This window comes from Pedobacter sp. AC379 (assembly GCF_979258145.1).
Window position 1 is genome coordinate 1,919,178 of record NZ_OZ409839.1, and the last position, 26,903, is coordinate 1,946,080.

Genomic DNA, 26,903 nt, shown 5'->3' on the forward strand with positions numbered 1-26,903 from the left:
TATTAAAAAATAAATCAAATGAAGAAAAAGATAAATCCTATTATAACATTCGTTATTGTAATCTCACTGTTGAGCTGCAAAAAGCAAAACATACCATTAAAGCCCGTGCAAAGTGATACATTTTCTGCAACCATAGAAGATAAACCGGTAATATTCCCGGCAACAAAAAATACTGCATCAATAAATATTATTGCAGGTACCAATGGTTGGTCACTCACCCAAAATACGGGCAACTCGTGGCTTGTTGCTGATAAAAATTTCGGTGCAGGCGATTATAAACTTCGTGTAACCCTTAATGCCAATGCAACCGGTGCCCAGCGTACAACCGTGCTCAGGCTGGTTTCAACCAATAGTAATCTGCCTGCAGTTTTATTAAATATTACTCAAGATAAATGATAAGTTACACTTAACCTAAGCAAGCGGTAAACAACAGATATCTACGATCTGTGTTCTGCTGGAGTAATATGATCTTGTTGTTGATAAAGGATTAAGGGCTTATTAAATTCAAGCACCTAATAGCATATCCGCCAGATTGCTCATTAAATCAAATGAGGTTGTAAATACAGCTATTGCTGTTTTTACAACCTTAATGTGATCCTTTGGAAAAATTAGAGCCGCATCTTCAAATAAATTATGCTTAAAGCGTAATGATAAATTCCTAACCAAAATAAATATAAACCATTATGAAAAGAAAAATTGAAAAAACTTTAAAGTCGATCAGGTTTTTAGCTATCTGTGCTGCAATATCTGCATGTAGCAAAGATGAAATGAAATCTGCTAATGCGCAAACATTTAATAAACCTGAAGCAGGCGAAAATTTGAGTATTGCTTCTGCCCAGTTTGTAGCAACTCCCGGTTATCACTTAGTTTGGTCGGATGAATTTAATTCTACGGGATCTTTTGATGCTGATAAATGGGAATACGCTCCCCGCGGAACAGTTGCCTGGAATAAGTACCTCACCTCATCTACCAGTTATGTGTCTCAGGATGGCAGTAACATGCAGTTTAGGATGGATAATGCTACGATTGCAGGAGACCCGGTGCCTTATCATTCAGGAGGGGTCCGCTCTTTAGGTAAATTTAGTATTGCTTATGGAAAAATTGAGGTAAGGGCTAAGTTTACCCAAGGGCAGGGATCATGGCCGGCTATATGGATGATGCCCGAACCCGCAACAGCACATTCGGGGAGTTGGCCTGCCTGTGGCGAAATAGACATTATGGAGCATGTAAACAACGAAGCAAATATTCATCACACCATACACAACAGCGTGGTTACAAATGCAAATGGTTCAAGTACCGCAACAAAAGCAGCCCCATATAACACGACTGAATTTAATACTTATGCAATCGAATGGGATCCATCAGCTATTAAGTTTTATGTAAACGGTACCCTTCAATATACCTACAGTAAGTTAACCTCGGGAGGGTGGCAGCAGTATCCTTTTGATGTTCCATTTTATGTAATCCTGAATCAGGCAGGTGGGGCAGGATGGCCGGGCGCCATTACCAATTCAAATCTTCCTTTCAGTATGCAGGTAGATTATGTGAGGGTTTATAAACTTTCGCTCTTGGGCAATGGAGGGTTTGAAGGTACATCTATCGCTCCCTGGACAAGTTGGGGAGGTACGGTTTCGGTTGTAACGGGTAATGCGAGAACAGGCTCAAAATCTTTAAAAGAAACTGGTGCAGAAAGTTCTTTGGAACAGGTAATCACGGGATTGACGCCTAATACCACTTATAAATTCGCAGGTTATGCAAAAGTTTCTGCTGCCGGGGAAAGTGTATCAATTGGTGTAAAAAATTATGGAGGTTCTGCCATTGCAATTCCGATCAGTACAACCTCTTATTCCCTTGGATCAGTAAGTTTTACAACTGGCGCCAGCAACACGAGTGCAACGCTGTATTTCTATAAACCCGCAACAGGTACCGTATATGGTGATGATTTCTATTTAGAAAAACAGTAAAATCTATCAGGAGACTACATTAACAGTTTTACTTTCTGATCATTTATCATTTTTAACCGGTAAAGTTCTTGCAGTAGAAAATGACAAACGCAGTAAATACAATTAATTAAGGTGGTCTCCTGTTAACTTTACCCATAACATCTATTAGGGTTAAAAGCGATCTTCCAATGTAGGTATATTGGAGTAAAAACTGGTTGCGTTATTTTTACGGAAACAGTCTGACAGGGTGGATGTAAAGATGAATTCTCTTCGCATGGCCTAAACCCGATCCGTTATTAGCGATAGACAGGGAAGGTGCTGGATTCAGGAGATAGAATGGATTTTATTAATGGCACTCAAATTGGCAGGTAAATTTAGACGGTCACATGTTGCTTCACAAAGAGTAGATAGATCGGTCGATTAATTGTTGGCAACGTCTTTACCGGGGTTTCTTCGAGCGCGTTGTGAAGCAGCTTAGCCGGCATATGATGGTGCCTGTAGTCGTTTGCAGGGGTTCCATGACCCGGATGTGGCCGGACAGAGGGTAGATCCTTAGTTTTTTTAGGTTATTCTACGCATTGATACAATTCATCAATTGCGAATAAATTGATGCCTGACGACCCAATGACGGCGGTGATAAACTTTCTTTTTGGTCGAAAGTGATGACAAAAGTTTCATACCTCCAATTATTTTCCTCCACCAACATCCGGTAACTGAGGTACATCTTCTTCCTTATCTTTTTTGAACTGAAGTTTGCCAAATTTATATGAGAGACTTAAACCAAACGATTGAACAGGGACAAGTCTCAAGTTCGTTTGTTCGAAGTTGGGACCAAAGCTTGTCTGTCTTTGTGTTAAATAACGGTTAAAAGGATTGGCTGCGGTGAGGCCGATACTTCCGTTTTTATTCCAGAATTGCTTTCTTATCGCTAAACTATAATTAAATACCGATGGTCTGGTACTCCTGAAGTTCCGCTGCTGAGAATTGTAGTTCCCAAAAACTTCAGCAAGTAAATTTCCACCAAATTGGTAGCTGGCATTCAAATTTGCTCTATAGGCAAAAGCGCTTACGCTTGCCAGTCCGGGCGAAATGTTACTTCTGTTGCCGGCTTGAAGATTGGTCCGCAAGTTAAGCTTTTCAGTCACCGGCACAGAGGCGAAAAGGCTCGCGCCAATACTGGTTTGAGAACCAAGATTCATCCTCTGCGTCAAGGCTACCGCAGAATAATCGACGCCGTTGATGGAAATTACATCATAAAACGTGGTCAACTGTTGCATGTCGTCGGTGTTGCGGCGATAATATCCTGCAAAATAAATATTAGCACCTTTCTCGAAAGTTTTGCTGTAACCTAATTCTAAGTTATTGCCAATTTCAGGCTTCAAAAGCGGGTTCCCGGTACTGATATTGTGCGGGTCGCTTATATTGTAAAATGGATTCAAATCACCATAATCCGGTCTTTCTATCCGGTAATTATAGGAAAATTTGACCGATTGGGTCTCATCAAGCTTATGCTGTAAGGTAAATGAAGGTGCAAATGTGTTATAAGCGGCGATTGCAGCTCCTGAGAAATCGGCTACTTTTCCTGTTCTTTCATATCTCAGGCCTGCTTTTCCGGTAATGAAATCTTTAAAAAGTGAAAACGATGCCGAAAGATAAGCGGCATACACATTTCGTTTGTAGTTAAAGCCATAGGTTTGGTTTGTATTATTGATGTAAGCTCCATTTGTAAGCAGCGTGTCGGTCAGTACATTATTGTTTAGGTTGTCAATCAATATTTTTGAACCACCCTCAATGGTCAATTTCTTGGTTACAGGAAGCGTGTAATTCATCGAAATTTCTGTTTCGTTCTCCTTTCCGGGATTGCTGCTATTCAATCCTGTATTTGGAAAACCTCCGCCTTGATAAGTTGAAATCTGTGAAGCTTTTACCAGATTATTGCCAAAACTTGCATTGTATAGAAAGTCCATTTCATGGCCCTCTTTTTTGAAAGTCTTTTTGTAAGCCAGGCTCACATCGGTGGAGTTGGCACTAAAATTACTAGTTGAATTTCTCAAACTCCTCAAATCAGAAATGTTGTTTCCCGATGTCGCCAGCAGGTATTGCTGGATCTGGTTAGTTGTTCCATTCGTATTATTGTTGAAATGATTGTATCCTAAAGTGGCTGTAAGCTCATCTTTTGGAGTAATATTCCAGTTTAAATTTAAGCCTGTTTGGTAACTACCCCTTTTCTGCGAACTACTGCCGTCCTGAAAGAAATTATTAATGGTGTCCCTGGTTGTATTGTAGGATGTTCTTCTGGAAGAACTTTTAGCAACAGTGTTAAACTGCTGGTTGCCACTAAAGAAGATATCAACTCCAAAATTTCCTTTTTTAACATTCAAGTTTGCTGAACCATTCTGAAGTCTGGAACCAATAGAATAATTCACAGTACCGTTTATTCCTTGAAGTTTATTGTCTTTTAAAACAATATTGATTATGCCACCTGTACCGGTGGCATCGTATTTTGCGCCCGGACTGGTAATGACCTCCACGCTTTTAATCTGGCTAGCAGGGATAGACTGTAATGCATCGGCCAGGCTTGCACCAAATATACTTGATGGCTTGCCGTTAATTAAAAACCGGACACTTCCGCTACCTTGCAATTCTACATTTCCATCAATATCTACACTCACCATAGGAACTTTTTTCAAAACATCTAACGCAATGCCATTCTGCGCTGTAAGGTCGTTTGCTGTATTGTATACTGTTTTATCTATTCTGTTCTCAATAATTGGTGTCTTAGCCATTACGGTAACCGATTGCAGTTGGTCTATCGTTGAGGCTAATAAAATAGTTCCCAAGGAGATGGTGGAGGATGTTGGGCTCACAGTTACAGGAAAGTTCTGAGCCTTATAGCCAAGGAAATCAACAGAAACGTTATAAGTGCCACCTGGGAGCCCTGAGACAGTAAAGTTTCCTTTAGCATCAGAACTTATTCCATTGACTATGGTTTTTGTACCTGTTTTAAACACTGTAATTGTCGCAAAATCGATAGCTTCTTTTGTAGTCACATCTAATACCGTTCCGGTTACCTTTGCCTTTCCTGTATTGCTTTGGCCAGATGAAGAGGTATGAATAGATAAAAATAATAGTAAAAATAAAAGATATCGCATGTCTAGTATTAAAAAGATCGTGGCAAGTATCAGCTTAGATTCTGTTGAAAATCTGAAGAAGGTATTCAGTATCGAATTTAATTTGAACTGTACCGGACTATTTACAAACCAATGTCCCCATTTCCTTTGATTTTATTGAAATCATTAACAAAAAATATGTTTCCATTTGCAATGTGGTTAACTTTGCGGTATGAAAATCGCACATCTACGTAATATATTAATCATTTTGGGTTTGATGTTCCCCTTTTTCGTTCAAGGAAGTGCTTATTGGATGGAAATTAAAGGGAAGAAAAAGATCAATGAAAAGGTAATCATTCGGGTCATTTACGGAAATATAGATGAAGATGGCGTTCGACATCGGCAGACTGGAAAGGAGCTCGATTTGGCAGGTGAATTTAAGTTTTCTTTTATTACCCCGGATGGGAAAAAAGAAGTACTTCAGCTTGTAAAAAAAGAAAATTGTTGGGAAACAGATTTTACACCATCACAACAAGGTTTATATCGCATACTTGGCCTCAATAACACACATCCGGTAGTAGATCGATCGGCTATTGGAGGAGAGAACATATTACCTGTCGATTATCTTTGCGGAGCATATTTGATAGGTGATCAAAAAGATAAATACTTAAAGCCACAACAGTTTTTGGACATTATTTTACTAAAAGAGGGAAACAAAATTTTATTTACAGCATTTAGAAATGGAGAAAGCGAAAAAGCCGGAACGAAAATTAGAATATTCAATCCGGAAAATTGGGAGAAAGAACTAACACTCAATAATAGAGGCGAAGCAAGTTTTACTGTAAATCAACTTAGGGGAATGTACAATATTCGCCTTGATTGGGTGGATAAAAAACCTGGAAGCTATCAAGAAACAAACTACACCAGTATCAGATACAGGTGTAACTACTGCTTGTTCATCGACTGATCTTGTCTAACTTTTGAGAGTTTAAACTTACTTAGACTAATTATAAATAATGTTTTTATATTTGCGCCTTTATGGCACAGATCTTAAAATATTATTTGATGAAATTTTTATATTTACTGTTCACCACCTGTTTATTGCTAATATGGATATCGACTTTTGCCCAAGGTCCAGGTAAAATAGCTGGAAAGGTTACTTTGGTGGATGGCCAACCATATGCATCGGCTTCTGTTTCTTTATTAGAAACTGGAAAATCGACGCTAACTGATGAGGATGGGAATTATACTTTCAATAACGTTGCCCCAGGTAAATATACAGTTCGCTTTCAGTTGCTTGGTAATCCACAAAAGGATTTACAGATTACTGTATTACAAGGGGAGACCGCAAAACTGGATTATAAGCTTGAAAAAGAAAACGTTCAGGCACTTCAAGAGGTTACTGTAGCGGGCATTACCAACAAGTTCACGCAGAAAGAAAGCGTTTACATTGCCCGTTTGCCGTTAAAAAACCTCGAAAATCCTCAGGTTTATAATTCGGTACCAAAAGCTTTGTTTCAGGAGCAAATGGCTGTAGATCTTGGAAGTATTGCCAAGAATGTACCTGGTGCAGGTATTCCTATGATAGCCAATCAAGGAAGGGTCACTCTTCGTTCACGGGGTTTTGATACCGAGCCAAACGCAAGAAATGGTGTAGCAGGTGCTGCATTTTCTTTTATCGATCCGGCAAACCTTGAGCGTATCGAAGCGATTAAAGGCCCATCTGCAACGCTGTTCGGTAACAGCATTGCCAGTAGTTATGGTGGTTTATATAATCGTGTTACCAAAAAACCATATAATGACTTTGGTGGCGAAGTGGGTTACACTACGGGTAGCTGGAACTTTAACAGGTTAACTGTTGATGTAAATACGCCGATTAATGAAGATAGAACAGCACTTTTCCGCTTAAATGGTGCCACAACTTGGGAACATAGTTTCCAGGATTTAGGTTATACGAATAGTGTAAGTGCAGCACCGAGTTTCTCCTATCAAATTACAGATCGTTTATCACTTTTACTTGATGTAGAATTTGGCCAGGCCAAAGGAACTTCAGTAGTGAGGTTAAACCCATATGTTGCAGTACCAGCTGGTCAAACTAGCGTAGAACGTTCAATTGCAGATATTGGATTCCCTTACAATAAAACGTTTTTGAGCAATGATTTGACTTATAGCACGCAAATGATGAACATTTTCGGACAAATCAATTACAAGATTTCAGATGAATGGACTTCTCAAACCATTCTTTCGAGAGCACGTTCATCTATCAGTGGAGATATTACGGCATTAAACGGAAGAACTGAAACAACCATCCGCCCTAACGTAATTGTTGGTTACACCCAATTTATAGCAACAGACTTTCAACAAAATTTTATTGGTGATTTTAAAATAGCTGGACACCGCAACAGGATAGTTGTTGGGGTTGATTATTACAATAACTATAATGATTTTGACCGTGTAACGGTAAACCTGCCGGATGTTGATTTTATTAATACACCTGCAACTTACCGCGTTAGTCAGTTCAAGGTCGATTCACTAACTTCTAGAGGTACTTTGCGTAAGGAAACTAATCGGGATAATACTTATGCGGCATATGCTTCAAACGTATTTAGCATTACAGATAAGTTAAATGCGATGGTAAGTTTAAGGGTAAATCGTTATCAGTACAAAGGGGTTTATAATATTTCTACCGGATTAACCTCAGGCGGTTTAGGTGTTGGTGGTGTTCAGGCAGGGCCATACAATCAAACCAGCCTTTCTCCAAAATTTGGATTGGTATACGAAGTATTAAAAGATCGTGTTTCACTTTTTGGTAACTACATGAATGGCTTTTTTAATAAGAGTGGTATTGCAAGAGATGGAAGCGGCTTTAAAGCAGAATACGCAGATCAGTTAGAATTCGGTGTAAAAGCAGATTTATTCGACCACAAACTAGTAGGTACAATTAGTTATTACGATATCAAAGTGCAAAATATATTACGTCCTGATCCAATAGATGCCAATTACAGTGTTCAGGATGGTTCGCAATTAAGTCGGGGTTTAGAGGTGGAGTTAACTGCTAATCCAATTGCTGGTTTAAACATTGTTGCCGGTTATGCGTATAACGATAGTAAGGTAATTGATGCAAGTGATATCAGAAACAATGGACTTCGTCCAGGGCAATCAGGCCCTCCAAATACGATTAACTTCTGGGTAAGCTACCGTTTCCCTGAAGGTAAATTGAGAGGTTTGGGTGCCGGTTTTGGTGGAAACACAGGTGATAAATCTTATTACACAAACACTTATAATTCTAAATTCATTATTCCTGAATATCAAATCTTCGATGCCAGTATTTTTTATGATCACTCGAAGTTTAGAATCGGTTTTAAAGTGGACAATTTAACGAGTGAAAAAGCATGGTCGGTACGACTAACGCCACAAGCACCAGCTAGATTTACTGGGAACTTTATTCTTAAATTCTAAAATTTGTCACGTTGAGCTTGTCGAAACGCCTTATTCTTCTTGAACGAGTCTTTCGATAAGCGCAGCATGATAAACGGCTTAAATAAATAGTGCATTTAAAAAGAAAATGTTGCTCATTAAGCTTTTTTGGCCTTTTTACCTTTTCCGAGATAGATCAGTAAACCTGTTATTGGAAGCGATGCGGTAAGCAAAGCGACAATAAACATGATTAATTTTGTAGGCCAACCCAAAATACTTCCGGTATGAATCGCCTTATTTAACTTCCTTATTTGATTACCAGTGCTGAGCCCAGAAAATGGGCGTTCAACAATAAGCTTTCCATTTCTACTGTCGAAATATACTTGGCTAACCGTGTTAATTAATTTAGATTCATTTTCTTTAGAAACCAATACGGGCTTATCTTTTTTATCAGGAAAGTTGATGGTTAAATTTCCTTGATAAGGATAAATGCTATCCGTTTTTGCTACAATGCCGGCATACAAACCCTTAATTTTCTTAGTTTTTTCTACGCTTTGTTTCACTACTTCTGGCTTAGCTACTTTCCCATCAACCGCTGTTAACATCAGATTTCAAAGATATTTTGAAGGTTATAAATATGATAAGATAGCCAAAGATCTCAATGTTCCATTAGGCACTGTCAAAACATACATACATCAGGCGCGCTTAGAGCTTAAAAACTATCTAAAGATGTACAGATAGTAACTTTTTTACATATCCTTACTCAGTATTCCCATTTGTGAAACCTTGAAAAATGTAAAAAGATTTTAGATGTTATATTGTTTTTTATAAAGTTAGGTATAGATGTCAAAAAACATTTATGTGCTCGAAGATGATCAAGACATTAGGGAAATTATACTGCAAATCGAAAAACATGAAGTTTTAAAATTTTCCAGTATCAACGACTTTATAATAAAAGATAAACATGATCAAGCAGATTGTTTCCTGCTAAATATTAGATTACCAAATGGGAATAGAATAGGCGTTTGTGAATGCTGACGAAAAAATAATACAACAAACAAGATTCTTATTATCATGATGAGTGCGCACTCGAACAGGAGAAAGGCACAACTTTCACGTAAGACACAAGGATTTATCTCCAAATCCTTTGATATTATTAGTTTAATTAAACAGATTTCCGACTGGATATTCCGACCCATACTAGTTCTTCGTCACTTTTGGTGAAAATTTGAGGGTTCAGTTTTTTAAGTATGATCCAATAGCAGAATCAAACCACCTTTAAGAGTTTAATCTCCTTCGAGTCATAATTAACTTTTTTCGTCTCACCAAAAGTGAAGAAGAGTCACTTTTAGCGAAATCCCCAGCTAGGCCCAAAATCAAAAAACGTAATCAAACTGCACGCCCAGGTTGCTATCCGCTAATTTTCCCCGAAAGATAGGCTCTCAGATAGGGGGCAGTTCGGCTTGTAGCATTTCTGCTTACCTCGGCAGGGCTCCCGGTGGCTACAATCTTTCCTCCCTGGGATCCCGCGCCCGGGCCGATATCGATGATATGATCGCTTCCTGCCACCACGTGCATATCGTGCTCCACCAGCACAACCGTATTGCCGGCATCAACCAGGCGATTAAGTTGGGCCATCAGCCGCGAAACATCGCTCGGGTGAAGGCCCGTCGTTGGCTCATCGAGGATATAAAGCGTGCTTCCGTTCTGCGCGCGCTGGAGTTCAGTGGCCAGTTTAATCCGCTGCGCCTCGCCCCCGGAGAGTTCTGTGGCAGATTGTCCAAGCCTAAGGTAGCCAAGGCCAACCTCCCTTACCGTTTCAAGCGCCCTTGAAATGCCAGGTTCTTCATCAAAGAAATCGGCGGCCTCATCCACTGTGAGCTGCAGCACATCGGCAATATTTTTATCCTTATAGACGATCTTCAGCGTATCCGCGTTGTAGCGTGTTCCCATGCAGACAGGGCAGGGGGTGTACACGCTGGGAAGGAACAGGAGCTCTACCATTACCTGTCCTTCGCCCTGGCAGTTGGCGCACCTGCCCTTGGCCACGTTAAAAGAGAACCGCCCTGCATCATAGCGCTTTTTCCTGGCCCCAGGCGTGCTGGCGAACAGCTTCCTCACCGGATCGAAAAGACCTGTATAAGTGGCCAAATTGCTCCTCGGCGTTCGGCCGATGGGTTTCTGGTCTACCACGACCAGACGGCGGATCCCCTTGAGCCCTCCGGCAATCGCGCCCTTTACCATGTCCTCAGGCTGCTGCTCCAAAAGGTCCGTTCCGCTTTCCGCTTCAGCAGCTTCTGGCTTTTGCCCAAGCGCAGCCCTCACCAGTTCAACCAAAACCTGGGAGATCAAACTACTCTTACCCGATCCCGAAATGCCCGTTACGCTGGTCATTATCCCAATCGGGATGGCAACATCTAAATCCTTTAGGTTATTCTTGTGTACCCCTTCTAGTTCCAGCCACTGTTCCGGTTTCCTTTCTGCCTGTGCATTGGCTTTAGCAGATGGTGTTTTAGGATAGAGATAACCCGCCGTGATGGACGCTTTGCAGTCCTTGATCTTTGCCGCAGGGCCGTTATAGATCACCCTGCCACCGTTTTCGCCCGCACCGGGACCAATGTCTACGATCCAGTCGGCATGGCGGATGACCTCAATCTCGTGCTCGACAACAAAGATTGAGTTGCCATCCTGTTTTAACCGGTCAAGGATATTGAGAAGCGCCCGGGTATCCGCAGGATGCAGTCCTGCCGATGGTTCGTCCAATACGTAAACAACCCCGAAAAGATTAGAGTGTACCTGAGTAGCAAGCCTAAGCCGCTGCAGCTCTCCCGGAGACAGCGTCGGCGTACTCCGTTCCAGACTGAGATAACCCAGCCCTAGATCCAGCATCACCGCTATGCGTGAATACAGGTCAGCTGCGATCCGCTGGGTAACCAGTTTTTTTTCCAGATGATGCCTATTTGAATTATCCCCCTTAGTCGATTGCCGTGCATAAGGACCGAAAAGATCTTGCAGCACCTGGAGCGGTTGTCGGCTCATCTGGGCAATATCCAATCCCTCAAATTTTACCGACAGCGCCTGTTTTTTCAACCTCTTTCCCCCGCAGACCGGGCATTCCTTTCCGGTCATAAACGAAAGCGCGCGTTTTTTCATCAACTGACTCTGACTGGTCGCAAAAGTCTGCAGTACATACCGCCGTGCGCCAATAAAGGTACCCATATAATCGAACTGTTTTTTTGCCCTGATTGCCCTTTGCACCTCTTGCAGGGTATACCCTGGGTAGACAGGAACCGTAGGCGATTCTTCACTATACAAGATAAAGTCACGGTCCTTTTTAGAAAGCTGTTTCCAGGGAATGTCAACATCAATACCCATAGAGGTTAAGATATCTCGCAGGTTCTGGCCCTGCCACGCAGTGGGCCAACTGGCAACCGCGCGCTCGCGGATAGTTTTTGTTTCGTCGGGAACCATGCTCCTTTCGCTCACCTCATATACTTTACCCAGTCCATGGCAGTGCCCACAAGCACCTTCAGGTGTATTGGGCGAAAAGCCTTCTGCATAGATGAAACCTTGTCCGCCCGGATAATCCCCGGCCCTGGAATAGAGCATTCGCAGCAAGTTGGAAAGGGTCGTCACGCTCCCCACTGTAGAGCGCGTCGAGGCTCCTCCGCGCTGCTGCTGCAGCGCAACCGCCGGAGGAAGTCCGGTGATGCTGTCTACCTCAGGGATCGACATCTGATTAAAAAGCCGCCTCGCATAAGGAGATACGGATTCCAGGTACCTGCGCTGTGCCTCTGCGTAAAGGGTACCAAAGGCTAGCGAAGATTTTCCAGATCCAGAGACCCCGGTGAATACTACCAACTGGTCCCTTGGTATTTCCAAATCGATATTCTTTAGGTTATGTTCCCTGGCACCCCTGATAACGATGCTGGGTAATTTTTTTTGTGAAGGCATATCTTGTCAAACAAAGTAAAGAGGATGCTAGTTTTTTTTGATTTCATCTAGGGGCAGAAATGTAAACATAAATTTAACTGAGACAAGGTCACCTGATGTTACCATAGGGGATCTAGCCTTTTTATTTTTCACTTATTTAACTGCCAGCAAGGCAACCTTTTCGATTATCGGCGGCGTAGCCAGCAGTTTATCCGCATGGGCCATCAAAGCCTTGGCAATTTCTCCACTCAGATGTGCATCCCGCCTAGCTTCATCCGCAAAGGTATCGAATATACCGAAGGTAGACGGCGAGATCTGTAGCGCATACCAACGGATAGTTCCGGGTTCAGCTTCGGCCAAAGGCAGGGCACTTTTGATAAAATCTGCAACTTGTTGCTCTTTACCAGCTTTGGCATCGAGGCGGGCCAGTAATGCTAATTTTTCCATTTCGTTTATAATTAAGTAGGATTATCGGCGGCAAAAATTCCACTGCCAAGAAAGCCCGCGAATAGTGCCACGTTATAATATTAACTATCAAATAATCAGATTATTAAAGATTAAAATAATAAAGTGCCCTAGGAAAGCTGAAAGGGTTAAACCTTTAAAGAAAAGAAACATTTAATTTCATACCGGGCGCCCTAGTTCGGGTGGGATGATCCCAAAAGCGGCCCCTTGGTACCCTCCAAACCGGACATCCTTTTCTGAAAGCCTACAACCAGCTAAAAGAAAAGCAACATGATCATACTTTATTTGCCCGTGATTTCCTTCCGGTGCTGCCTGCCCCAATCTGCAAGATTATCTATGATAGTTTTTAAAGTAAGTCCATATTCAGTAAGTTGATACAAAACGGTTACCGGTTGGGTACTTAAAACAGTTCTTTTAATCAATTTATTTATTTCAAGATCCTTAAGTTCCTTACTTAGCATCTTGTTTGAAATACCACTCACGTCATTTAAAATGTCAGAAAATCTACGTTGATTGAAATAACAGACAGAGGAAATTATAGAGATTTTCCATTTTCCACTTAATACATCCATAGCATCATGGACAGCCAGGATCTGTTTTTTATTGTGCTCATTATCCGCCGGACAACAAATATTTTCCATAATTAGTTACCTAGTTACCCAAATGTTACTGTTACTTTTAGTTACAAAGTTACAATAATATATAAAGCTATTCTAAATTTGCATCATAAATTAAATCTATTAAAAATGAATTTTACAGGAAAAAACATAGTAATTACCGGAGGAACAACAGGAATAGGATTTGCAACCGCAACTGCCTTCATTGAAGCGGGCGCAAATGTATGGATTACAGGAAGAAACATTGAAAACCTCGACAAAGCCGCCGCTTTACTCAAAAGCGATCACCTTAAGACCGTTAAATCAGATACCTCAAACCTCGCTGGCATTGAAACTTTGGCCACAGCTATAGCAGAAAGCGGTCAAAAACTAGACGTAATATTTTTAAATGCAGGAATAGCCACCTTTGCACCCATCGCCGAGGCTACCGAAGCCGATTTCGACGCACAGTTCAATACAAACGTAAAAGGACCTTATTTCACCTTACAGAAATTGCTTCCATATAGCTGAATTGAATTATTTCGCTAGTGAAGCTGTCTGTATCATGGATTCAGGAGTGTTCATTTCTGTTTTTAGGGCAGCAAATTTATCAAGGTTCAGTTTTTGTGTTTTACCCATCACCAGGCTGTGGCTTTTGGTGTCGCCCGATAACTTAAGATCTGAATTGTCTTCGATCACAGTATATAAACTTTCAGAATGTGAGTTTATTTTGGCGACCGCGTTTCCTTTAAGAAAAACCTGAAAATATTTTACATCCAGTTTGCCATCTGTTTTTACAACGGCGTCATCTGAGGCCTGAAGACGATAGATGTTTTTTACATACACAGTTATTTTTGCCGTACTTTTATCTTCTGAACTGATCTTTAAAGCATATCCATCCTGAATCACTTTAACCTTTCCGTTATTGTCATCATTGTAGCTGACCCCTTCTCTTCCATTCTGGATTAGTGTAACTTCTATGTTTCCACTTACGATAAGTTTGTTAAAGTTGCTAGGTGCAGATATTTTAGCGGGCTGTTTCTCATCTGCTGAAACGTTTGTCGAGAAGATTGAACAAGTTAAAACGATTGCTGCCAATAAAGATTTTGTTAGGGTTTTGATTGAGGTTTTCATGATGCTGTTGTTTTATATTTTAAATATTTTGTTTCTGTTTTAATGATAAGACGCAGCTAAGGCAGAAACGTTGCAGCAGAAAATGGCCTAATATACCAACGCGGGGTAATTATCGACGAACAGCTTTTAATATCAGGCGAACAAGCGTAATTGTTTTGGCTTATACCTCCAACATTTGATTTGATGAACTTCCCTCACCGGTATATGCGTAGGTGTTCATTTGCGAAGCAGCATATGCTAAAGATTTGATAAGACCTGTTATCAAAATGATAGATGTGCAGCTCAAGGTTCCGGAATGACTTTGATTTTGAGTCTTTTATAAACAGAAAACGGGAACTATCCAGTGGATAAGTTCCCGTTTATGTAAAATATAAATTAAATTTTTGTTGATGAAGCGTGATTTCAAGACTGCTCTTCACAATCCACGCTACCTGGCAGCTGGCTTTTTATAGCTGATGGCGGTTAAAATTTGCGCGGTCAATCTCTACTATTTCATCTTCGATCCTCAAGGCTGCCGGACTTCCGATAACGCGTCTGATTTCATCCTCGATCTGCGGGGTTACCTCGCCGATGATATATCTTGGCATTGCCCTGAACTGATCATGGTGAATATCGGGTAGAACAACCTCTTTTTTGTCTTCGGCTAAATTTGCAAGAGCGATCGGGATCAGTACAGCTTTCTCCTCAAGATCTTCACCCATATCTGCAAGTTCTACAATAACATACCTTACCGCGTTCTGCTCGGGATCAAACAGCAGATCGCGTACATTTCCAACCGAATCTCCGGCTTCGTTCCGCACCGGCCAACTTTTAATGTCAGCCTCGCCATCTGTTAACTGATAAATACTTTTTGAGAGCTCTTCTAAATTGCTGTATACAATAGTTCCTGAATCCATAAGTTGCTTTTTTTGAAAGGGCAATTAAATATTGCTCCTGTTTTTACAACAAGTTTATGGTAAGATGGTTTTCATACAATTCTCAGCTTCAATGAATTTATGAGAGATAAATGGGCTGTCATAGAGTATTGTTTTTGTCGTAAATGGCTCTCTTTTAGTCATTTGTTAAATTGTTGGGCTTTCCGCCAAAGAAATGGATTATCAGTGGAAAAATATTTTATGAAATGCTTTTGACGCTGTTTTTTGTTCTTTCTCAAACCCGTTCCATATGGTCATTTACGAAAATTCAGGCTTTGAATTACTAACTGCAATTGAAGAAATTTCTTTTAGAACTTTCGCGCTAAAAGGATGGTTGCCGATCAGCCATCTTTTAATCTCATCGGGATTGATGTCCAGCATGGCAGCTAAGTCATCTTCGGACAGCCCCTTTTCAGACAGGATTTCTGCAGTTTGAGCTGCAAGTTGATGATTCATTTGCGTTAATTTCTCAATGGCCGGGTTACCGGTTTCTTGAAGCCATATGGAGACAAAGTCGTTTTCTTCCATTTTATGGATGTATTGATTGGGTCAGGGATCTGTTGAAACCATTTTACGGCTCAACTTTAATTACTGGCGCAAATTTAAACATTAGCCCTGTTTTTGCAAATCAGCCTCGAAAATGTTTCCTGCGATAAGCTTTCCCTGATTGTTCTATAAACAAATATATCCGGATACCATAGTACTTTAAAAATCCGATTGATGAAAGTTGGGTAAGGGTTAGTCGCCCGCACGTCCACAAAAAAGATTCAGTACAGCCCTGTTTTTAGAACGCTGATTTATTGCGGTGTTAATATTCATCTGCCATTTTACGCTACTTGGTATTTCGAAGGATTCTTTAGAAAAGTAATCATCAATTATTTTTAAAAAACAAGCTATCCAATGTTAAATTTGTACGGGTAACATTTATATATGCCAAAAATCTTGATATGATAAAACATTTCCAAAATTTACTGATTATTTTCTCCTTGTTGTTGTGCGGACATGCTTTGGCGCAGGATAATGCGATCATAGTAGCCATCCGAAAGGAATACAATAGGATAAACGGGCTTAAGCTGAGCCAGCAGAATTATAAGTATGAAAAGGAAGGGTGCGTGGAAGATGGAAGGGTGAATTATTTTTTTGAAGGTAAAAGCATTGTTAAAATAACCGAAGCAGGATCAATCGGTGATGGTTCATGGACGGCCAGCTATTTTTACCGTGCAGGAAAACCCATATTCTGTTATGAGTTGATTGAAGGCGGGCCGGCAGCGGGACCAGATATCAAAACAGAACACCGGATCTATATCAAAGATGGCCGGGCATACCGCGTAATGGAAGGGAAGAAGGTGATGAAAAGTGAGAATATATCAAAAGAACAGATCCAGCGCGCAAATAACATTTATAAGGCTTATGCAACCAAAAAGTTTGCAGATGCACTTTGCTTTTAATACATAATTAGTAGTTAGCGGCATATGACAGCGCAGAACAATTATCTTTTTGAACCCGAGCCTGCCAGGTGGGGCTAAGAGGAGACCCTTATTTATGACATGAGCTGAAAGAGGCAGCACGGCAAATGGAAAAGATCATATCTTGTGAAGAGCTTGCTCATTTTTTATCATCAACTGTCGATAGAATTATTGAAGATAAGTTAAGCAGTAAGGAAACGCATTACCAGGCGCGTTATAATCCCGGTAGTGGTATCTCAGAAGGAATGATCAGCTCGGAGTTTTGGCTTCATACCGCTTTCCCGTTGATCATGAGCCGGTTTCAATATAGGCAGAGAAGTGATTCGATCTGAAAAAATGATAAAGAATATACGATGAAACCCCTGCTGCCCGGTCAGCGGAACGCATCAAAGGATGAGGAAAGGATCTGTGCCACAGCTCGAGGGCAGGCTCTCTGGCGGTTTACCTTTTCGCTCCTTTTTATATCTTTGCCTTAGATATGAAAACAGTTCAGGACCTGCGCGAAACCTTTGGGGATATTGATATCTACTTATTTGACCAATTGTTGAAAGGTACTTATTCCAACTGCAATAGGGTGTTGGATGCGGGATGTGGTACGGGGAGAAACCTGATGTACTTCTTGAAAAACGGGTATCAGGCCTATGGAATCGATAGTAGTGCTGAGGCCATAGCCCAGCTGCAGGTAAGTGCGGAACAGTTTTCAGCTGCAGCTGGAAAAGACCGTTTTCAGGTGTCACTGGTCGAAAACATGCCCTTTGAAAATGAAAAATTTGATCTGGTTATCAGCAGTGCAGTGATGCATTTCGCCGAAAGTCTGAAGCATTTTGAGGCCATGCTTGAGGAAATGTGGCGAGTGCTGAAGCCAGGAGGTTACTTTTTTTGCAGGCTATCTTCCGACATCGGTATTGAATCCTCAGTTCATTTTATCGGTAATGGAAGGTATATCATTCCCGATGGTTCCGAACGCTTTCTGGTCAATCAGGAAATGCTGATCCGGATCACCAATAAGCTGGGGGCCGCACTCCACGAGCCCCTCAAGACCACCAATGTACAGAATATGCGCAGCATGACCACCTGGTGCATCAAAAAATAAAAAGTAGCTTAACTCGTTTATCGCATTTACCTAAAAAAATATCATAAATTTTAATTGCTATGGCCAGCATTACGCCCAACGAACTTGCACAGGTGGCAGAAAAACTGGAAAGTCTGTTAAAGAACTTTAATATTTCCCTTAAAGTCGGCCTTCCAAACATCATTGCCCTCCACCTGCCCGTTGATCTTACTTTTAAAGATGAAACCGCTATGGTTGAATTTGGTGATCAATCCCTTAAAGCCGCCGGGGTCCATCTGCATACCCAGCTTGAAATGGTTTTTATCGGCGCTGCTCAAAGCCCTGTCAGTATTCTTCTAAAGGGTACGCCCAAAATAGATATCAACTAGAAGCTATTTAAAGTTACGTGCAGGCGGAAAAATTGCGCCATCAGCCTGTTCTCTTTTCTGCGTACGTTTGTTTTCTGCAGGGAATGGCGAGCGTTCGTCTGCCCGCGAAAGTGTCAGCAGCGGCAGTTCTTCCTGTCCGGCATCGGTCAGCCCTTTCAGCATCCCAGTGAGATCAAAACACCGCTTGACAATTATATGCACTACTTCGCCCTCGCGTTGCAGTTTCCCCTCAACCATCAACAGTCTTGCGCCTAAAATTTCCTTTCTGTATTTTTCAAAAAGCTGTTGAAAAACCACCAGATTGGCTACACCTGATTCATCCTCAATGGTAATGAAACATACCCCTCCGGCCGTTCCCGGACGCTGGCGCACCAGGACCAGCCCGGCGACTTTCACCAGCCTTCCGTCCCAGGATTCTGCTGATTCTTTGGTGGAAAGAATCTTCAGCAGACTTAGCTTTTCCCGCACAAAACTCACCGGATGTGCTTTAAGTGATAGCGCTGTTGTGTCATAATCCTGCACCACATGCTCCGAATCGCTCATTAACGGCAGTGACAGCTGTGGTTCCTTTTCGCTTTCAGAGGCCTGCTTTTCAAAAATGCCAGCGGGTCGGTCTGCCAGCGCCGAAACTTCCCAAAGTGCCTGCCGCCTGTCCATTCCCAATGAACGGAACGCATCTGCATCAGCCAGCCTTTCCAGCGTATTCTGCGATACCCCGGCATCCATGATCTCATGTATGGTGCGGTAAGGCTGCTTTCTTGCCTTGACAAGCAGTTCCATTTCCGCTGTAGCAATCCCCTTGATCTGCCTGAAGCCCAGGCGCAAGGCATGGTAGGTTCCGCTTTTTTCCTCTAGCAGGTTGTCCCAGGAAGAATAATTGACATCAATCGCCCTCACTTCAACCCCATGGTTCCTGGCATCGATCACAATCTGTGCCGGTTGGTAAAATCCCATGGGCATGCTGTTGAGCAGCGCTGCTGCAAATACATCGGGATAATAACATTTCAGCCAGCAGGAGACATAAACCAATAATGCAAAGCTTGCTGCATGGCTTTCTGGAAAGCCGTAACTTCCAAAACCCTCGAGCTGCCTGAAGATCCTCTTGGCGAAATCCTCGCTATAACCCCTTTCGAGCATCCCGTTGATGAGCTTTTTTTCAAACTGGTTAACCAGTCCCTTGAACTTGAAAGTGGCCATGCTCCGCCGTAGCGCATCAGCCTCGGCCGGGGTAAATCCCGCGGCTACAATGGCTATTTTCATGGCCTGTTCCTGGAACAGGGGTACGCCGAGTGTTCTTCCCAATATCTCTTTAAGCTCGGGTGAGGGGTATTCAATATTCTCCTCACCGTTCCGCCGCCTTAGGTAAGGGTGCACCATATCGCCCTGTATCGGCCCGGGACGCACAATGGCCACCTCGATCACCAGGTCATAAAAGCAGTTTGGCCGCAGGCGTGGCAGCATGGACTGCTGTGCCCGGCTCTCTATCTGGAAAACCCCAATGGTGTCGGCTTGAGTGATCATCTCGTACACCTTGGGATCATCCTCCTGGTTGATCTTGGCAAGGGTCAAGTCCATATCATAATGTTTTTTGGCCAGATCAAATCCCTTCCTGATGCAGGTAAGCATACCCAGGGCCAGCACATCGATCTTAAGAAAGCCCAGCGCATCGATATCATCCTTGTTCCATTCAATGTTGGTACGGTCCGCCATACGGGCATTCAGGATAGGGCAGAGGTCGGTCAGTTTTCCACGGGTAATGACAAATCCGCCGGTATGCTGACCGAGTTGGCGGGGAAAACCCATCATCTGGCCGGTAAGCTGCAGTACTTTTTTCAGCAGCGGATCCTTTGGGTTGAGGCCGGCTTCCAGTATACGCGCCTCCTCAAACCATTCATCGGTAAATTCCCAGATTGCCCCTGATAATTTACTTACCGTGTCCACCGAAAGCCCCATTGCCTTGCCCACATCGCGGATCGCCCCTTTTTGATGCTGCTGGGTGACCGTAGCGACGATGGCGGCGCGGTCACGGCCGTATTTGCCGTAAATGTACTGGATCACTTCCTCCCTTCGCTCATGTTCAAAATCCACATCAATATCAGGTGGCTCGTTACGGGCCGAGGAAATAAAGCGTTCAAAGAGCAGGTCAAACTTGGTGGGGTTGACCGAGGTAATGCCAAGGCAATAACATACCGTGGAATTGGCAGCAGAACCCCGGCCCTGACAAAGGATGCCCTTTGAACGGGCAAACTTGACAATATCATATACGGTGAGAAAATAGGAAGCATAATTCATTTCCTCCATAAAGGCCAGCTCATAATTGATATTGGCCGAAATTTTCTCCGGTATCTCATCCCCGAACATCTCTCTGGCCCCTTTCCAGCTCAAGTAAGTGAGCTCCTGCTGGGGTGTGCGGCCACCGGAGGTGATCTCCTCTGGATAAACATACTCCAGGCTGTCCAGAGAAAACCGGCAGGATTCTGCCAGCAGTACGCTGTTGGTGATTGCATCAGGATACTGCCTGAAGAGCCTGGTCATCTCTGCCTTGTCCTTTAAATGCCGCTCTGCATTTTGGTGGAGCAGAAAACCTGCGTTCTGGACCGTGCATTTTTCCCGGGTACAGGTCAGTATATCCTGTAGTTCCCTGCGCTGTGGATGATGATAATGCACATCATTGGTGGCAATAAGGGGAATGCCCAGCCCTTTGGACAACTGGTCGAGCCTGAAGAGCCTTTTATGGTCATCCCCGGTATACCCCCGGGTTGCAGCCAAAAAAAGATTTTCCCCGAGTTTTGACCTGAAATCTGCCAATTGCGATTTAAATGCTGCTTCATAATCAAAAAGCGAATTTAATCCCTCCGGTGGGATCACAATAAACTTCATTCCCTGGCAATAATTAAATACATCGGCCTGAAAAAGGTGGCAGCTGCCTTTTTCCGCGCGCATATTTCCCAGGCTCAGTAACGCAGAAAGACGTCCATAGGCCGCCCTGTCAGTTGGATAGGCAAGCAGCGAAGGTGCGTCAAGCAGATCAAGCCTGCAGGCTGGGATCAGTTGGATGTCATGATTCCTGGCGGCCACATGCGCACGCACAATCCCCGACAGGGTATTGCGGTCGGTAATGGCCAGTTTCTGATAACCCATCTGAGCTGCCTGATCAATGAGTTCCTCGGGATGAGAGGCGCCGCGCAAAAAACTAAAATTACTGGTGACCTGAAGCTCTATATATTCCATCCTTATTTAAGCAAAAAAACCATGTATAAACCATCCCGAGGTTTTCTCCGAGCTGTAGTGCCCGGACCTGAACAGCCAGTAGCGTTTTCCCTCAGCGTCCTCCAATTGATAATAATCGCGGTGCTCACCTTCTTCCAGCCACCATTCCCGCTCAATGCGCTCAGGGCCGTCCGCCTTTTTCACCTGGTGGGTGATGCCCTGATAGCGGAAGAGCATTGGCGGATAATCAGGAATGGGCGCAGAAACCTGGACCGGTTCGGGTATGTTCAGCAGCTGTACCGGCCTGGGGCGGTCCGTCCGCCAGGGCAAAGAAAGCGGCTCAAGGAGCGAATCCACTTTTTTGATCGATCGTTCCGGCCAGTGATGGGGCTGGGGCAGGTAACGCTGAATGGCCTGGGGACCGACTTTTCCGGCAAGCCTATCCAAAAGTTCACTCACCTTTTGATCTTCCATACCTTTTTCTGCCATCCATAAAGCTTCCTGCCGTGGATCCAGTGTCTCTACCTTTGCAGCATCCATGGTAAAAAGCTCAATCCCCATTTTAGGCTCAATCTGATCGATCTTCAATGAAAAAAGCTTGAAAAGGTGGCTGATATTAGCGCTTGGGCCATTGGTGCCGATCATGGTCCTGATCAGCTTTCCATCGATCCGGTAGCTTTGCAGCAAAGCGGACCGAATGCCCATGCCATCCTTTTTAAGGTGGGCACAAAGCTGGGTCAGTAGTTTTTCAATGGCCAGCTCAATGCCTTTGCGCGTGCGGATCGGCTCCATGCTTTCCAGGCGGGCACTGTACACTTCGGGCAGGGCGATAGGGGAAAACCCCTCTTGCTTTTGCCCGAGAACCTGTTCGATCCTTTCCATGCTTTCCTCTCCGATACGTCTGCGCAGCACCGACCGGGGCATAGAGATAAAGCTCTCCACGGTCTTCAGCCCAAGCTTGATCAGCTTTTGACTGGCAAGGGGTGAAAGCCGGAGCGCCATCGGGGGCAGGGATAAAAGTGCGCTGAGTTCTTCACCGCTTTTAACAATGGGAGTGGTTTTACCGTAACGCGACACCGCCCATGCAGTTCCCATGGTATCCGATACAGCAGCCCTGACATAATAACCGAGCCCCCGCAAACGGTTCACAATCTCACGCAGGTATTCCCTTTCTCCTCCCCAGAGGTGAGCGCAGCCGCTGATGTCCAGGGTCAGGCCCTGGTCTTCCTCTATGGCGACCAATGGCGAGTATCGTATGCACCATTCCCCAATTGCCTTCAAGAGTTTTTCTGATTTATGGCTCTGGTTTTCGATCACTTCCAGACCGGGAACAATAGCCCTGGCGTCAGCCAGCGGCATGCCCTGATGAATACCGAGCAAAGCAGCCTCATGACTCACAGCGGTAATAACCATGCGGTTGGCAGCCTTGTCCGAAAAGACAAGCGGCAAAGCTTTAAGCGCTGGCCGTTTGATGCGGATCCAGTCCGTGAGCAGCGTAGAAAACCATATGGACATATATCTTTTCTGCATCATACCGCCTTTCTGATTTCTCCGGTATGGATAACCGTTTGGTTTAAAATATTAAAACTTCCCCCGCAGTATTCAACCGTCCAGTTGCCCGGCAACCCGTTCTTGACTTTTAGCAGCTCGACATTCCACTTTGGAAAGCCGAGTCCGGGCATGCCGTCAATTGCCCCGCTCGGCAGAGCTGAGATCTTCCACCTGGCCGCCGCCAGTGTGGAACTGAGTTTCTCCGCGTTTTTCCGGATGATAAAAGAAGTTACACGGCTTTTTTCAATCACCAGTTGCAGTCTTCTGCTTTGGGCAAAATTGAGCTCATCCAGTTCGGTGACCACTGCAGCAAGGCTTTCGCACTTTAAAGCCTCCTCGCTGGCCCACAATACATCCCTTTCACTTGAGAGGTCAATAAAGACGATGCGTTCCGGTGACAGCCCAAAAGTGATCATCGATGGGGGAAAAATTTTTCTCTGGGTACTGATCCACAGGCACAGGCCTCCCTTTTGCATCAGAGTGGAGAGCAGTGCAGAAATAAATCCGCCACTTGCCGCAGCATCCTCAAGGTTTGTGCTCAGGAATTCATGGATGGCAGCAAGGGGAAATACCTTGCCGGGAAAAGAGGCACTGATCTGGCCAAGTCCAAAGTCCATGGCAGGGCCATCTCCAATAGGCTTACAGCCCTGAAGGCTCAGGATCTGTTCCTGAAGCTTGCTAATGATATCCCTTTTAACTGCTGTCATTGCTTATCTCCCATTGCGCTGATAAAATGCCCATGCAACAGACACAAAATTAAAACTAAAAATATTAGTAATTATAATTGTTAACAAAAATAACCTGAAACGGTTTAAAAGTCCTTTAAAGCCAATAAAGTTGTTGTAAAAATGTGGATAAATGCTAATTTAATTAGTAAAAAGAATTATATTTGTACTTTGAAAAGAAGAAAACATCCTGATTATGATCGAGCTGGAATATTTTTTTTGTGGTGAAAATGGTGAAGTGGAGGTTTATCAGCTGATCCGGTTTGGAGCAGGTGAGCCCTGGAGGATTGTGCTGGATGGGGAACTTCTTGGCAGTCTGGAAAATCTGAATGGCATATGGAGACAGCTGAGCGGTGATGAGCTCACGGCAGAGCTTTTTAAAGCACTGACCGGGCACATTGAGCATGGGTACTTCAACCGGTTGCCTGAAGAAATCTGCTCAAGATGGCCAGACCTGGTTGAAAAGTTGGTATTAAGGTCTGATGCAGATTATATGGTGATATGTAAGGAAGGTATCAGCTTTAAAAGCTTTGAACAGGTATTTTCAAAATTCATACCTGGCCTGCTCAAAGATGAATGGGCAGTAAAATTCCAGGTCTTCAACCATGATTTTTGTGATGATTTCCTTTTAGAGGCCAGACCACTGGTGTACAAAAAGCAAAAATTTGGCGGGCAAAAGGTGATCAGGTAATGGAACAGTTGAGCTTTTTTGGATATAGCGGGCAGACCCCTGGATTGCCTGCAGATGTGCTGGACTACCGACCGGGGTTTATTCATCAGTACAAAAGCGATTTTTTGCTTGAAACCTTTATTGATCGCACACCATGGCAACAGAAACTGGTGAAGATGTATGACCGTGAGGTGCTTACCCCAAGGCTGACTGCCTGGTATGGGGATATGCAAGGGATAAATTATGATTCCCTTGGAAAATCCATCCCACTAGAATGGACACCAGAACTTTTGGAAGTTAAAAAAATGGTTGAGCCCGTCTCGGGCATTACTTTTAATAGCGTACTGCTCAATTATTACCGTGACGGGCTGGACTCGGTCGCCTGGCACAGCGATAAGGAAACGGTTATGGGATCACACCCCATCATCGCCTCAGTTTCCTTTGGCTCGGTCAGGAGTTTTGATATCAGGAAAAAACAGGATCACCGGGAAAAGCATTCGGTCCGCTTGGAGCATGGCTCTTTATTGATCATGAAGGGGGATCTCCAAGCTCGCTGGGAGCACCGGATTGCCAAGACCACCCAAAAAACCGGTCCCAGAATAAACCTCACCTTTAGAAAGATTGTGGGCTGATGCTAAATCTGCCCATCTTATCAGTATATCACCGGATCCGGGCAAATAAGCCTTTTATTGAAAGGTAATGCTATAGATGTAACGAATCTGATCGGATTTGATTTTCTTAAGCAGAATTTGGGAATTTTTGGATAAGTTTATCTATTCAAAATAGCGCCATTTTGTGATAAGGTGATATCATCAATGGAGCATGATATAAATTTGGAAAAATATGGTAGAGTTAGCTGGATTTGAGTTTTCCCAAAATGATGAGGATAAGCGGTTGAAGACGGTGGAACGTTATAAAACAGCAAGCAGTCCCTCTGAGCATAGTTTACATGATTTCGCGGAGCTCGCTTGCCAAATCTTTGATCTGGATGGCTGTCTAATTGCTCTCATCGGTCAGAAAGAGATAATTTTCAGGGCCAATATCGGGTTCAGTAAGGAGAATTCAGAACCTAGATCGAGTTCCCTGATCGGCCGGCTCCTGCCTGCAGAGACAGTAAGCATTATCGTCCAGGACAGTCAGGACATCAACTTTTCCCAGCTTGATACCAGCCACATCAGGTTTTTTGCAGGTGTTCCGCTGATTTCCCGCGACGGTGATAATATTGGGACACTCTGGATGATAAACCATACCCCGGTCAGATTCAATCAGAAAAAACAGGGATTGCTCGCCAAATTCGCTAAGGTGGTGATGGACAGGATGGGTTTATGGCTGGTTGCAGCAGAGGAGATTTCTTTAAAGGAGAACAATAAAAAGCTGGCCTCTGCTCACGAAAAGGCCGTTGAAAAAATGTCCCACCTTATTGCCTACCAGGAAGAGATTGCACATGCCAACGTGGTGCTTGAGAAGGTGCTGGACAGTTTTGAAATGATATTTCTTAAGGCGCCGATGGCAATGGGGATATGCGCTGCAGCCCATAAGAATCTTTGGCAGGCCAATGAGGCATTAACCAGGCTGTTTGGAACAGAGACCATGGTTTTGGGTGAGCGGCTGGATAATCTGATACAGGATATAGACGGTCAGGATTTTATGAGGCTTTTGGAAGAGGTACGTCTTCAAAGGAAACCCTATCAGGCAAAGGAGGCCAAGCTGCTCATTCGGCATGGCGACGGGCAAAGACACATCTTTGCCAATCTTTCCCTGCAGCCCGTCGGCAGAATGGGGGATGAGCATGAGAATATCATGTTTATTATTGACGATGTCTCTGATCAGGTATTCCTTAGGCAGGTAGCCCAAGAGGCGAATGAAGTGCTCATCAACGCCATTGGTGATGCCGATCTGGGCTACACTGTTGTTGAATTCTCCACCGGGAAGATGAGCTCGAATGCCAGGCTTAAACGGAATTACGGATTTCTTGCGGACCAAGAATTCACTTATCCGGATCTGTTCGAGGCGATGTTGCCACAATACCGTGATCACATTAAGCAAGCTGTGCAAAAGGCCATTTCCAATAAAAGTATCTATCAGGCAGAATACCAGGTGAGGTGGCCCGATGGTTCAGTGCACTGGGTTAGGGGCTACGGCAAACCAATGTATGATGCCAATGGAAATGCGACACATATTATCGGCTTAAACAAGCTCATCGATTCCACGCATCACAGTTAAGGATAAGCTTGGCTTAGGAAGTTTTTGTTTCGATCATTATCATGCATTAGCCCTGTTTGTCAAGCTCGTAAAGCTGGATCATCGGGACGCAAAAAGATCTCTGCAA

General features: G+C 43.6%; 24 protein-coding genes. 13 read left to right on the top strand and 11 right to left on the bottom strand.

All coding sequences use genetic code 11. The features are described from left to right. The first annotated feature begins 18 nt into the window (after nucleotides 1–18). Together ACZZZW_RS08405 and ACZZZW_RS08410 are read left to right on the top strand one after the other, a co-directional pair. Nucleotides 19–396, top strand: a complete 378-nt coding sequence (locus ACZZZW_RS08405; RefSeq protein ID WP_463492904.1) for a BACON domain-containing protein — start codon at nucleotides 19–21, stop codon at nucleotides 394–396. A gap of 287 nt (nucleotides 397–683) precedes the next feature. After that, nucleotides 684–1,964 carry a family 16 glycosylhydrolase gene (locus ACZZZW_RS08410; protein WP_463492905.1) on the top strand — a complete coding sequence of 427 codons (1,281 nt, stop codon included), beginning with the start codon at nucleotides 684–686 and terminating at the stop codon, nucleotides 1,962–1,964. A gap of 665 nt (nucleotides 1,965–2,629) precedes the next feature. Here the strand turns inward: ACZZZW_RS08410 and ACZZZW_RS08415 are convergent. Beyond that, on the bottom strand, nucleotides 2,630–5,095 hold the full coding sequence (locus tag ACZZZW_RS08415) for a TonB-dependent receptor (RefSeq protein ID WP_463492906.1): 2,466 nt from the start codon (nucleotides 5,093–5,095) through the stop codon (nucleotides 2,630–2,632). Between the two features lie 190 nt (nucleotides 5,096–5,285). On the opposite strand from ACZZZW_RS08415, the gene ACZZZW_RS08420 reads away from it, so the two are divergent. Both ACZZZW_RS08420 and ACZZZW_RS08425 read left to right on the top strand, forming a co-directional pair. Next, nucleotides 5,286–6,020, top strand: coding sequence for a hypothetical protein (locus tag ACZZZW_RS08420; protein WP_463492907.1), 735 nt, complete (start codon nucleotides 5,286–5,288; stop codon nucleotides 6,018–6,020). A 98-nt stretch (nucleotides 6,021–6,118) separates the two neighbouring features. After that, nucleotides 6,119–8,512, top strand: coding sequence for a TonB-dependent receptor domain-containing protein (locus tag ACZZZW_RS08425; protein ID WP_463492908.1), 2,394 nt, complete (start codon nucleotides 6,119–6,121; stop codon nucleotides 8,510–8,512). A 116-nt stretch (nucleotides 8,513–8,628) separates the two neighbouring features. On the opposite strand, the gene ACZZZW_RS08430 is transcribed toward ACZZZW_RS08425, so the two are convergent. Continuing rightward, complete coding sequence (locus tag ACZZZW_RS08430; protein ID WP_055911063.1) at nucleotides 8,629–9,075, bottom strand: PepSY-associated TM helix domain-containing protein; 447 nt, start codon at nucleotides 9,073–9,075, stop codon at nucleotides 8,629–8,631. Between ACZZZW_RS08430 and ACZZZW_RS08435 the strand changes: the two genes are divergently transcribed. After that, nucleotides 8,981–9,211, top strand: a complete 231-nt coding sequence (locus tag ACZZZW_RS08435) for an RNA polymerase sigma factor (RefSeq protein WP_463492909.1) — start codon at nucleotides 8,981–8,983, stop codon at nucleotides 9,209–9,211. The two genes, ACZZZW_RS08430 and ACZZZW_RS08435, sit on opposite strands and share 95 nt — an antisense overlap. Before the next feature lie 669 nt (nucleotides 9,212–9,880). Here the strand turns inward: ACZZZW_RS08435 and uvrA are convergent. The 3 genes from uvrA to ACZZZW_RS08450 all read right to left on the bottom strand — a co-directional run bounded on the left by uvrA (nucleotide 9,881) and on the right by ACZZZW_RS08450 (nucleotide 13,509). Beyond that, on the bottom strand, nucleotides 9,881–12,424 hold the full coding sequence (uvrA, locus tag ACZZZW_RS08440) for an excinuclease ABC subunit UvrA (protein ID WP_463492910.1): 2,544 nt from the start codon (nucleotides 12,422–12,424) through the stop codon (nucleotides 9,881–9,883). A 132-nt stretch (nucleotides 12,425–12,556) separates the two neighbouring features. Next, on the bottom strand, nucleotides 12,557–12,850 hold the full coding sequence (locus ACZZZW_RS08445) for a putative quinol monooxygenase (protein WP_463492911.1): 294 nt from the start codon (nucleotides 12,848–12,850) through the stop codon (nucleotides 12,557–12,559). A gap of 299 nt (nucleotides 12,851–13,149) precedes the next feature. Next, nucleotides 13,150–13,509 carry a winged helix-turn-helix transcriptional regulator gene (locus tag ACZZZW_RS08450; protein WP_055911057.1) on the bottom strand — a complete coding sequence of 120 codons (360 nt, stop codon included), beginning with the start codon at nucleotides 13,507–13,509 and terminating at the stop codon, nucleotides 13,150–13,152. Between the two features lie 105 nt (nucleotides 13,510–13,614). Between ACZZZW_RS08450 and ACZZZW_RS08455 the strand changes: the two genes are divergently transcribed. Continuing rightward, nucleotides 13,615–13,995: an SDR family NAD(P)-dependent oxidoreductase gene (locus tag ACZZZW_RS08455; protein WP_463492912.1), complete on the top strand. Its 381-nt coding sequence runs from the start codon at nucleotides 13,615–13,617 to the stop codon at nucleotides 13,993–13,995. A 6-nt stretch (nucleotides 13,996–14,001) separates the two neighbouring features. Here the strand turns inward: ACZZZW_RS08455 and ACZZZW_RS08460 are convergent, their stop codons facing one another. The 3 genes from ACZZZW_RS08460 to ACZZZW_RS08470 all read right to left on the bottom strand — a co-directional run bounded on the left by ACZZZW_RS08460 (nucleotide 14,002) and on the right by ACZZZW_RS08470 (nucleotide 16,040). After that, nucleotides 14,002–14,598 (bottom strand): GIN domain-containing protein, encoded by a 597-nt coding sequence (locus ACZZZW_RS08460; protein WP_463492913.1) that lies wholly within the window; start codon nucleotides 14,596–14,598, stop codon nucleotides 14,002–14,004. A 446-nt stretch (nucleotides 14,599–15,044) separates the two neighbouring features. After that, nucleotides 15,045–15,494, bottom strand: coding sequence for a PRC-barrel domain-containing protein (locus tag ACZZZW_RS08465; RefSeq protein ID WP_463492914.1), 450 nt, complete (start codon nucleotides 15,492–15,494; stop codon nucleotides 15,045–15,047). A 276-nt stretch (nucleotides 15,495–15,770) separates the two neighbouring features. Continuing rightward, nucleotides 15,771–16,040 (bottom strand): helix-turn-helix domain-containing protein, encoded by a 270-nt coding sequence (locus ACZZZW_RS08470; RefSeq protein WP_463492915.1) that lies wholly within the window; start codon nucleotides 16,038–16,040, stop codon nucleotides 15,771–15,773. A 419-nt stretch (nucleotides 16,041–16,459) separates the two neighbouring features. On the opposite strand from ACZZZW_RS08470, the gene ACZZZW_RS08475 reads away from it, so the two are divergent. The 4 genes from ACZZZW_RS08475 to ACZZZW_RS08490 all read left to right on the top strand — a co-directional run bounded on the left by ACZZZW_RS08475 (nucleotide 16,460) and on the right by ACZZZW_RS08490 (nucleotide 18,418). Further along, nucleotides 16,460–16,960 (top strand): hypothetical protein, encoded by a 501-nt coding sequence (locus tag ACZZZW_RS08475; protein WP_463492916.1) that lies wholly within the window; start codon nucleotides 16,460–16,462, stop codon nucleotides 16,958–16,960. A gap of 125 nt (nucleotides 16,961–17,085) precedes the next feature. Beyond that, on the top strand, nucleotides 17,086–17,310 hold the full coding sequence (locus tag ACZZZW_RS08480; protein ID WP_463492917.1) for a hypothetical protein: 225 nt from the start codon (nucleotides 17,086–17,088) through the stop codon (nucleotides 17,308–17,310). A gap of 146 nt (nucleotides 17,311–17,456) precedes the next feature. Then, nucleotides 17,457–18,071 carry a class I SAM-dependent methyltransferase gene (locus ACZZZW_RS08485; protein WP_463492918.1) on the top strand — a complete coding sequence of 205 codons (615 nt, stop codon included), beginning with the start codon at nucleotides 17,457–17,459 and terminating at the stop codon, nucleotides 18,069–18,071. A 59-nt stretch (nucleotides 18,072–18,130) separates the two neighbouring features. Further along, complete coding sequence (locus ACZZZW_RS08490) at nucleotides 18,131–18,418, top strand: hypothetical protein (protein ID WP_463492919.1); 288 nt, start codon at nucleotides 18,131–18,133, stop codon at nucleotides 18,416–18,418. 3 nt (nucleotides 18,419–18,421) lie between these two features. Here the strand turns inward: ACZZZW_RS08490 and ACZZZW_RS08495 are convergent, their stop codons facing one another. Genes ACZZZW_RS08495 through ACZZZW_RS08505 form a run of 3 tightly spaced genes read right to left on the bottom strand, consistent with a single transcriptional unit; the run spans nucleotide 18,422 to nucleotide 23,886 of the window. After that, the gene (locus tag ACZZZW_RS08495; protein WP_463492920.1) at nucleotides 18,422–21,649 is read right to left on the bottom strand and encodes an error-prone DNA polymerase; all 3,228 of its coding nucleotides are present in this window, start codon (nucleotides 21,647–21,649) and stop codon (nucleotides 18,422–18,424) included. Nucleotides 21,650–21,655: 6 nt separating this feature from the next. Then, nucleotides 21,656–23,161 (bottom strand): Y-family DNA polymerase, encoded by a 1,506-nt coding sequence (locus ACZZZW_RS08500; protein ID WP_463492921.1) that lies wholly within the window; start codon nucleotides 23,159–23,161, stop codon nucleotides 21,656–21,658. Then, entirely contained in the window at nucleotides 23,158–23,886 is a 729-nt protein-coding gene (locus ACZZZW_RS08505; protein ID WP_463492922.1) for an ImuA family protein, read from the bottom strand. The genes ACZZZW_RS08500 and ACZZZW_RS08505 overlap by 4 nt, the downstream gene beginning before the upstream one ends. 214 nt (nucleotides 23,887–24,100) lie before the next feature. Here ACZZZW_RS08505 and ACZZZW_RS08510 point away from each other — a divergent pair, with 214 nt between their 5' ends. From ACZZZW_RS08510 to ACZZZW_RS08520, 3 genes are all read left to right on the top strand, one after another. Continuing rightward, complete coding sequence (locus ACZZZW_RS08510) at nucleotides 24,101–24,595, top strand: hypothetical protein (protein ID WP_463492923.1); 495 nt, start codon at nucleotides 24,101–24,103, stop codon at nucleotides 24,593–24,595. After that, complete coding sequence (locus tag ACZZZW_RS08515; protein WP_463492924.1) at nucleotides 24,595–25,206, top strand: alpha-ketoglutarate-dependent dioxygenase AlkB family protein; 612 nt, start codon at nucleotides 24,595–24,597, stop codon at nucleotides 25,204–25,206. Before ACZZZW_RS08510 ends, ACZZZW_RS08515 begins: the two co-directional genes overlap by 1 nt. Before the next feature lie 211 nt (nucleotides 25,207–25,417). Next, nucleotides 25,418–26,797 carry a PAS domain-containing protein gene (locus tag ACZZZW_RS08520; protein WP_463492925.1) on the top strand — a complete coding sequence of 460 codons (1,380 nt, stop codon included), beginning with the start codon at nucleotides 25,418–25,420 and terminating at the stop codon, nucleotides 26,795–26,797. Nucleotides 26,798–26,903 lie beyond the last annotated feature (106 nt).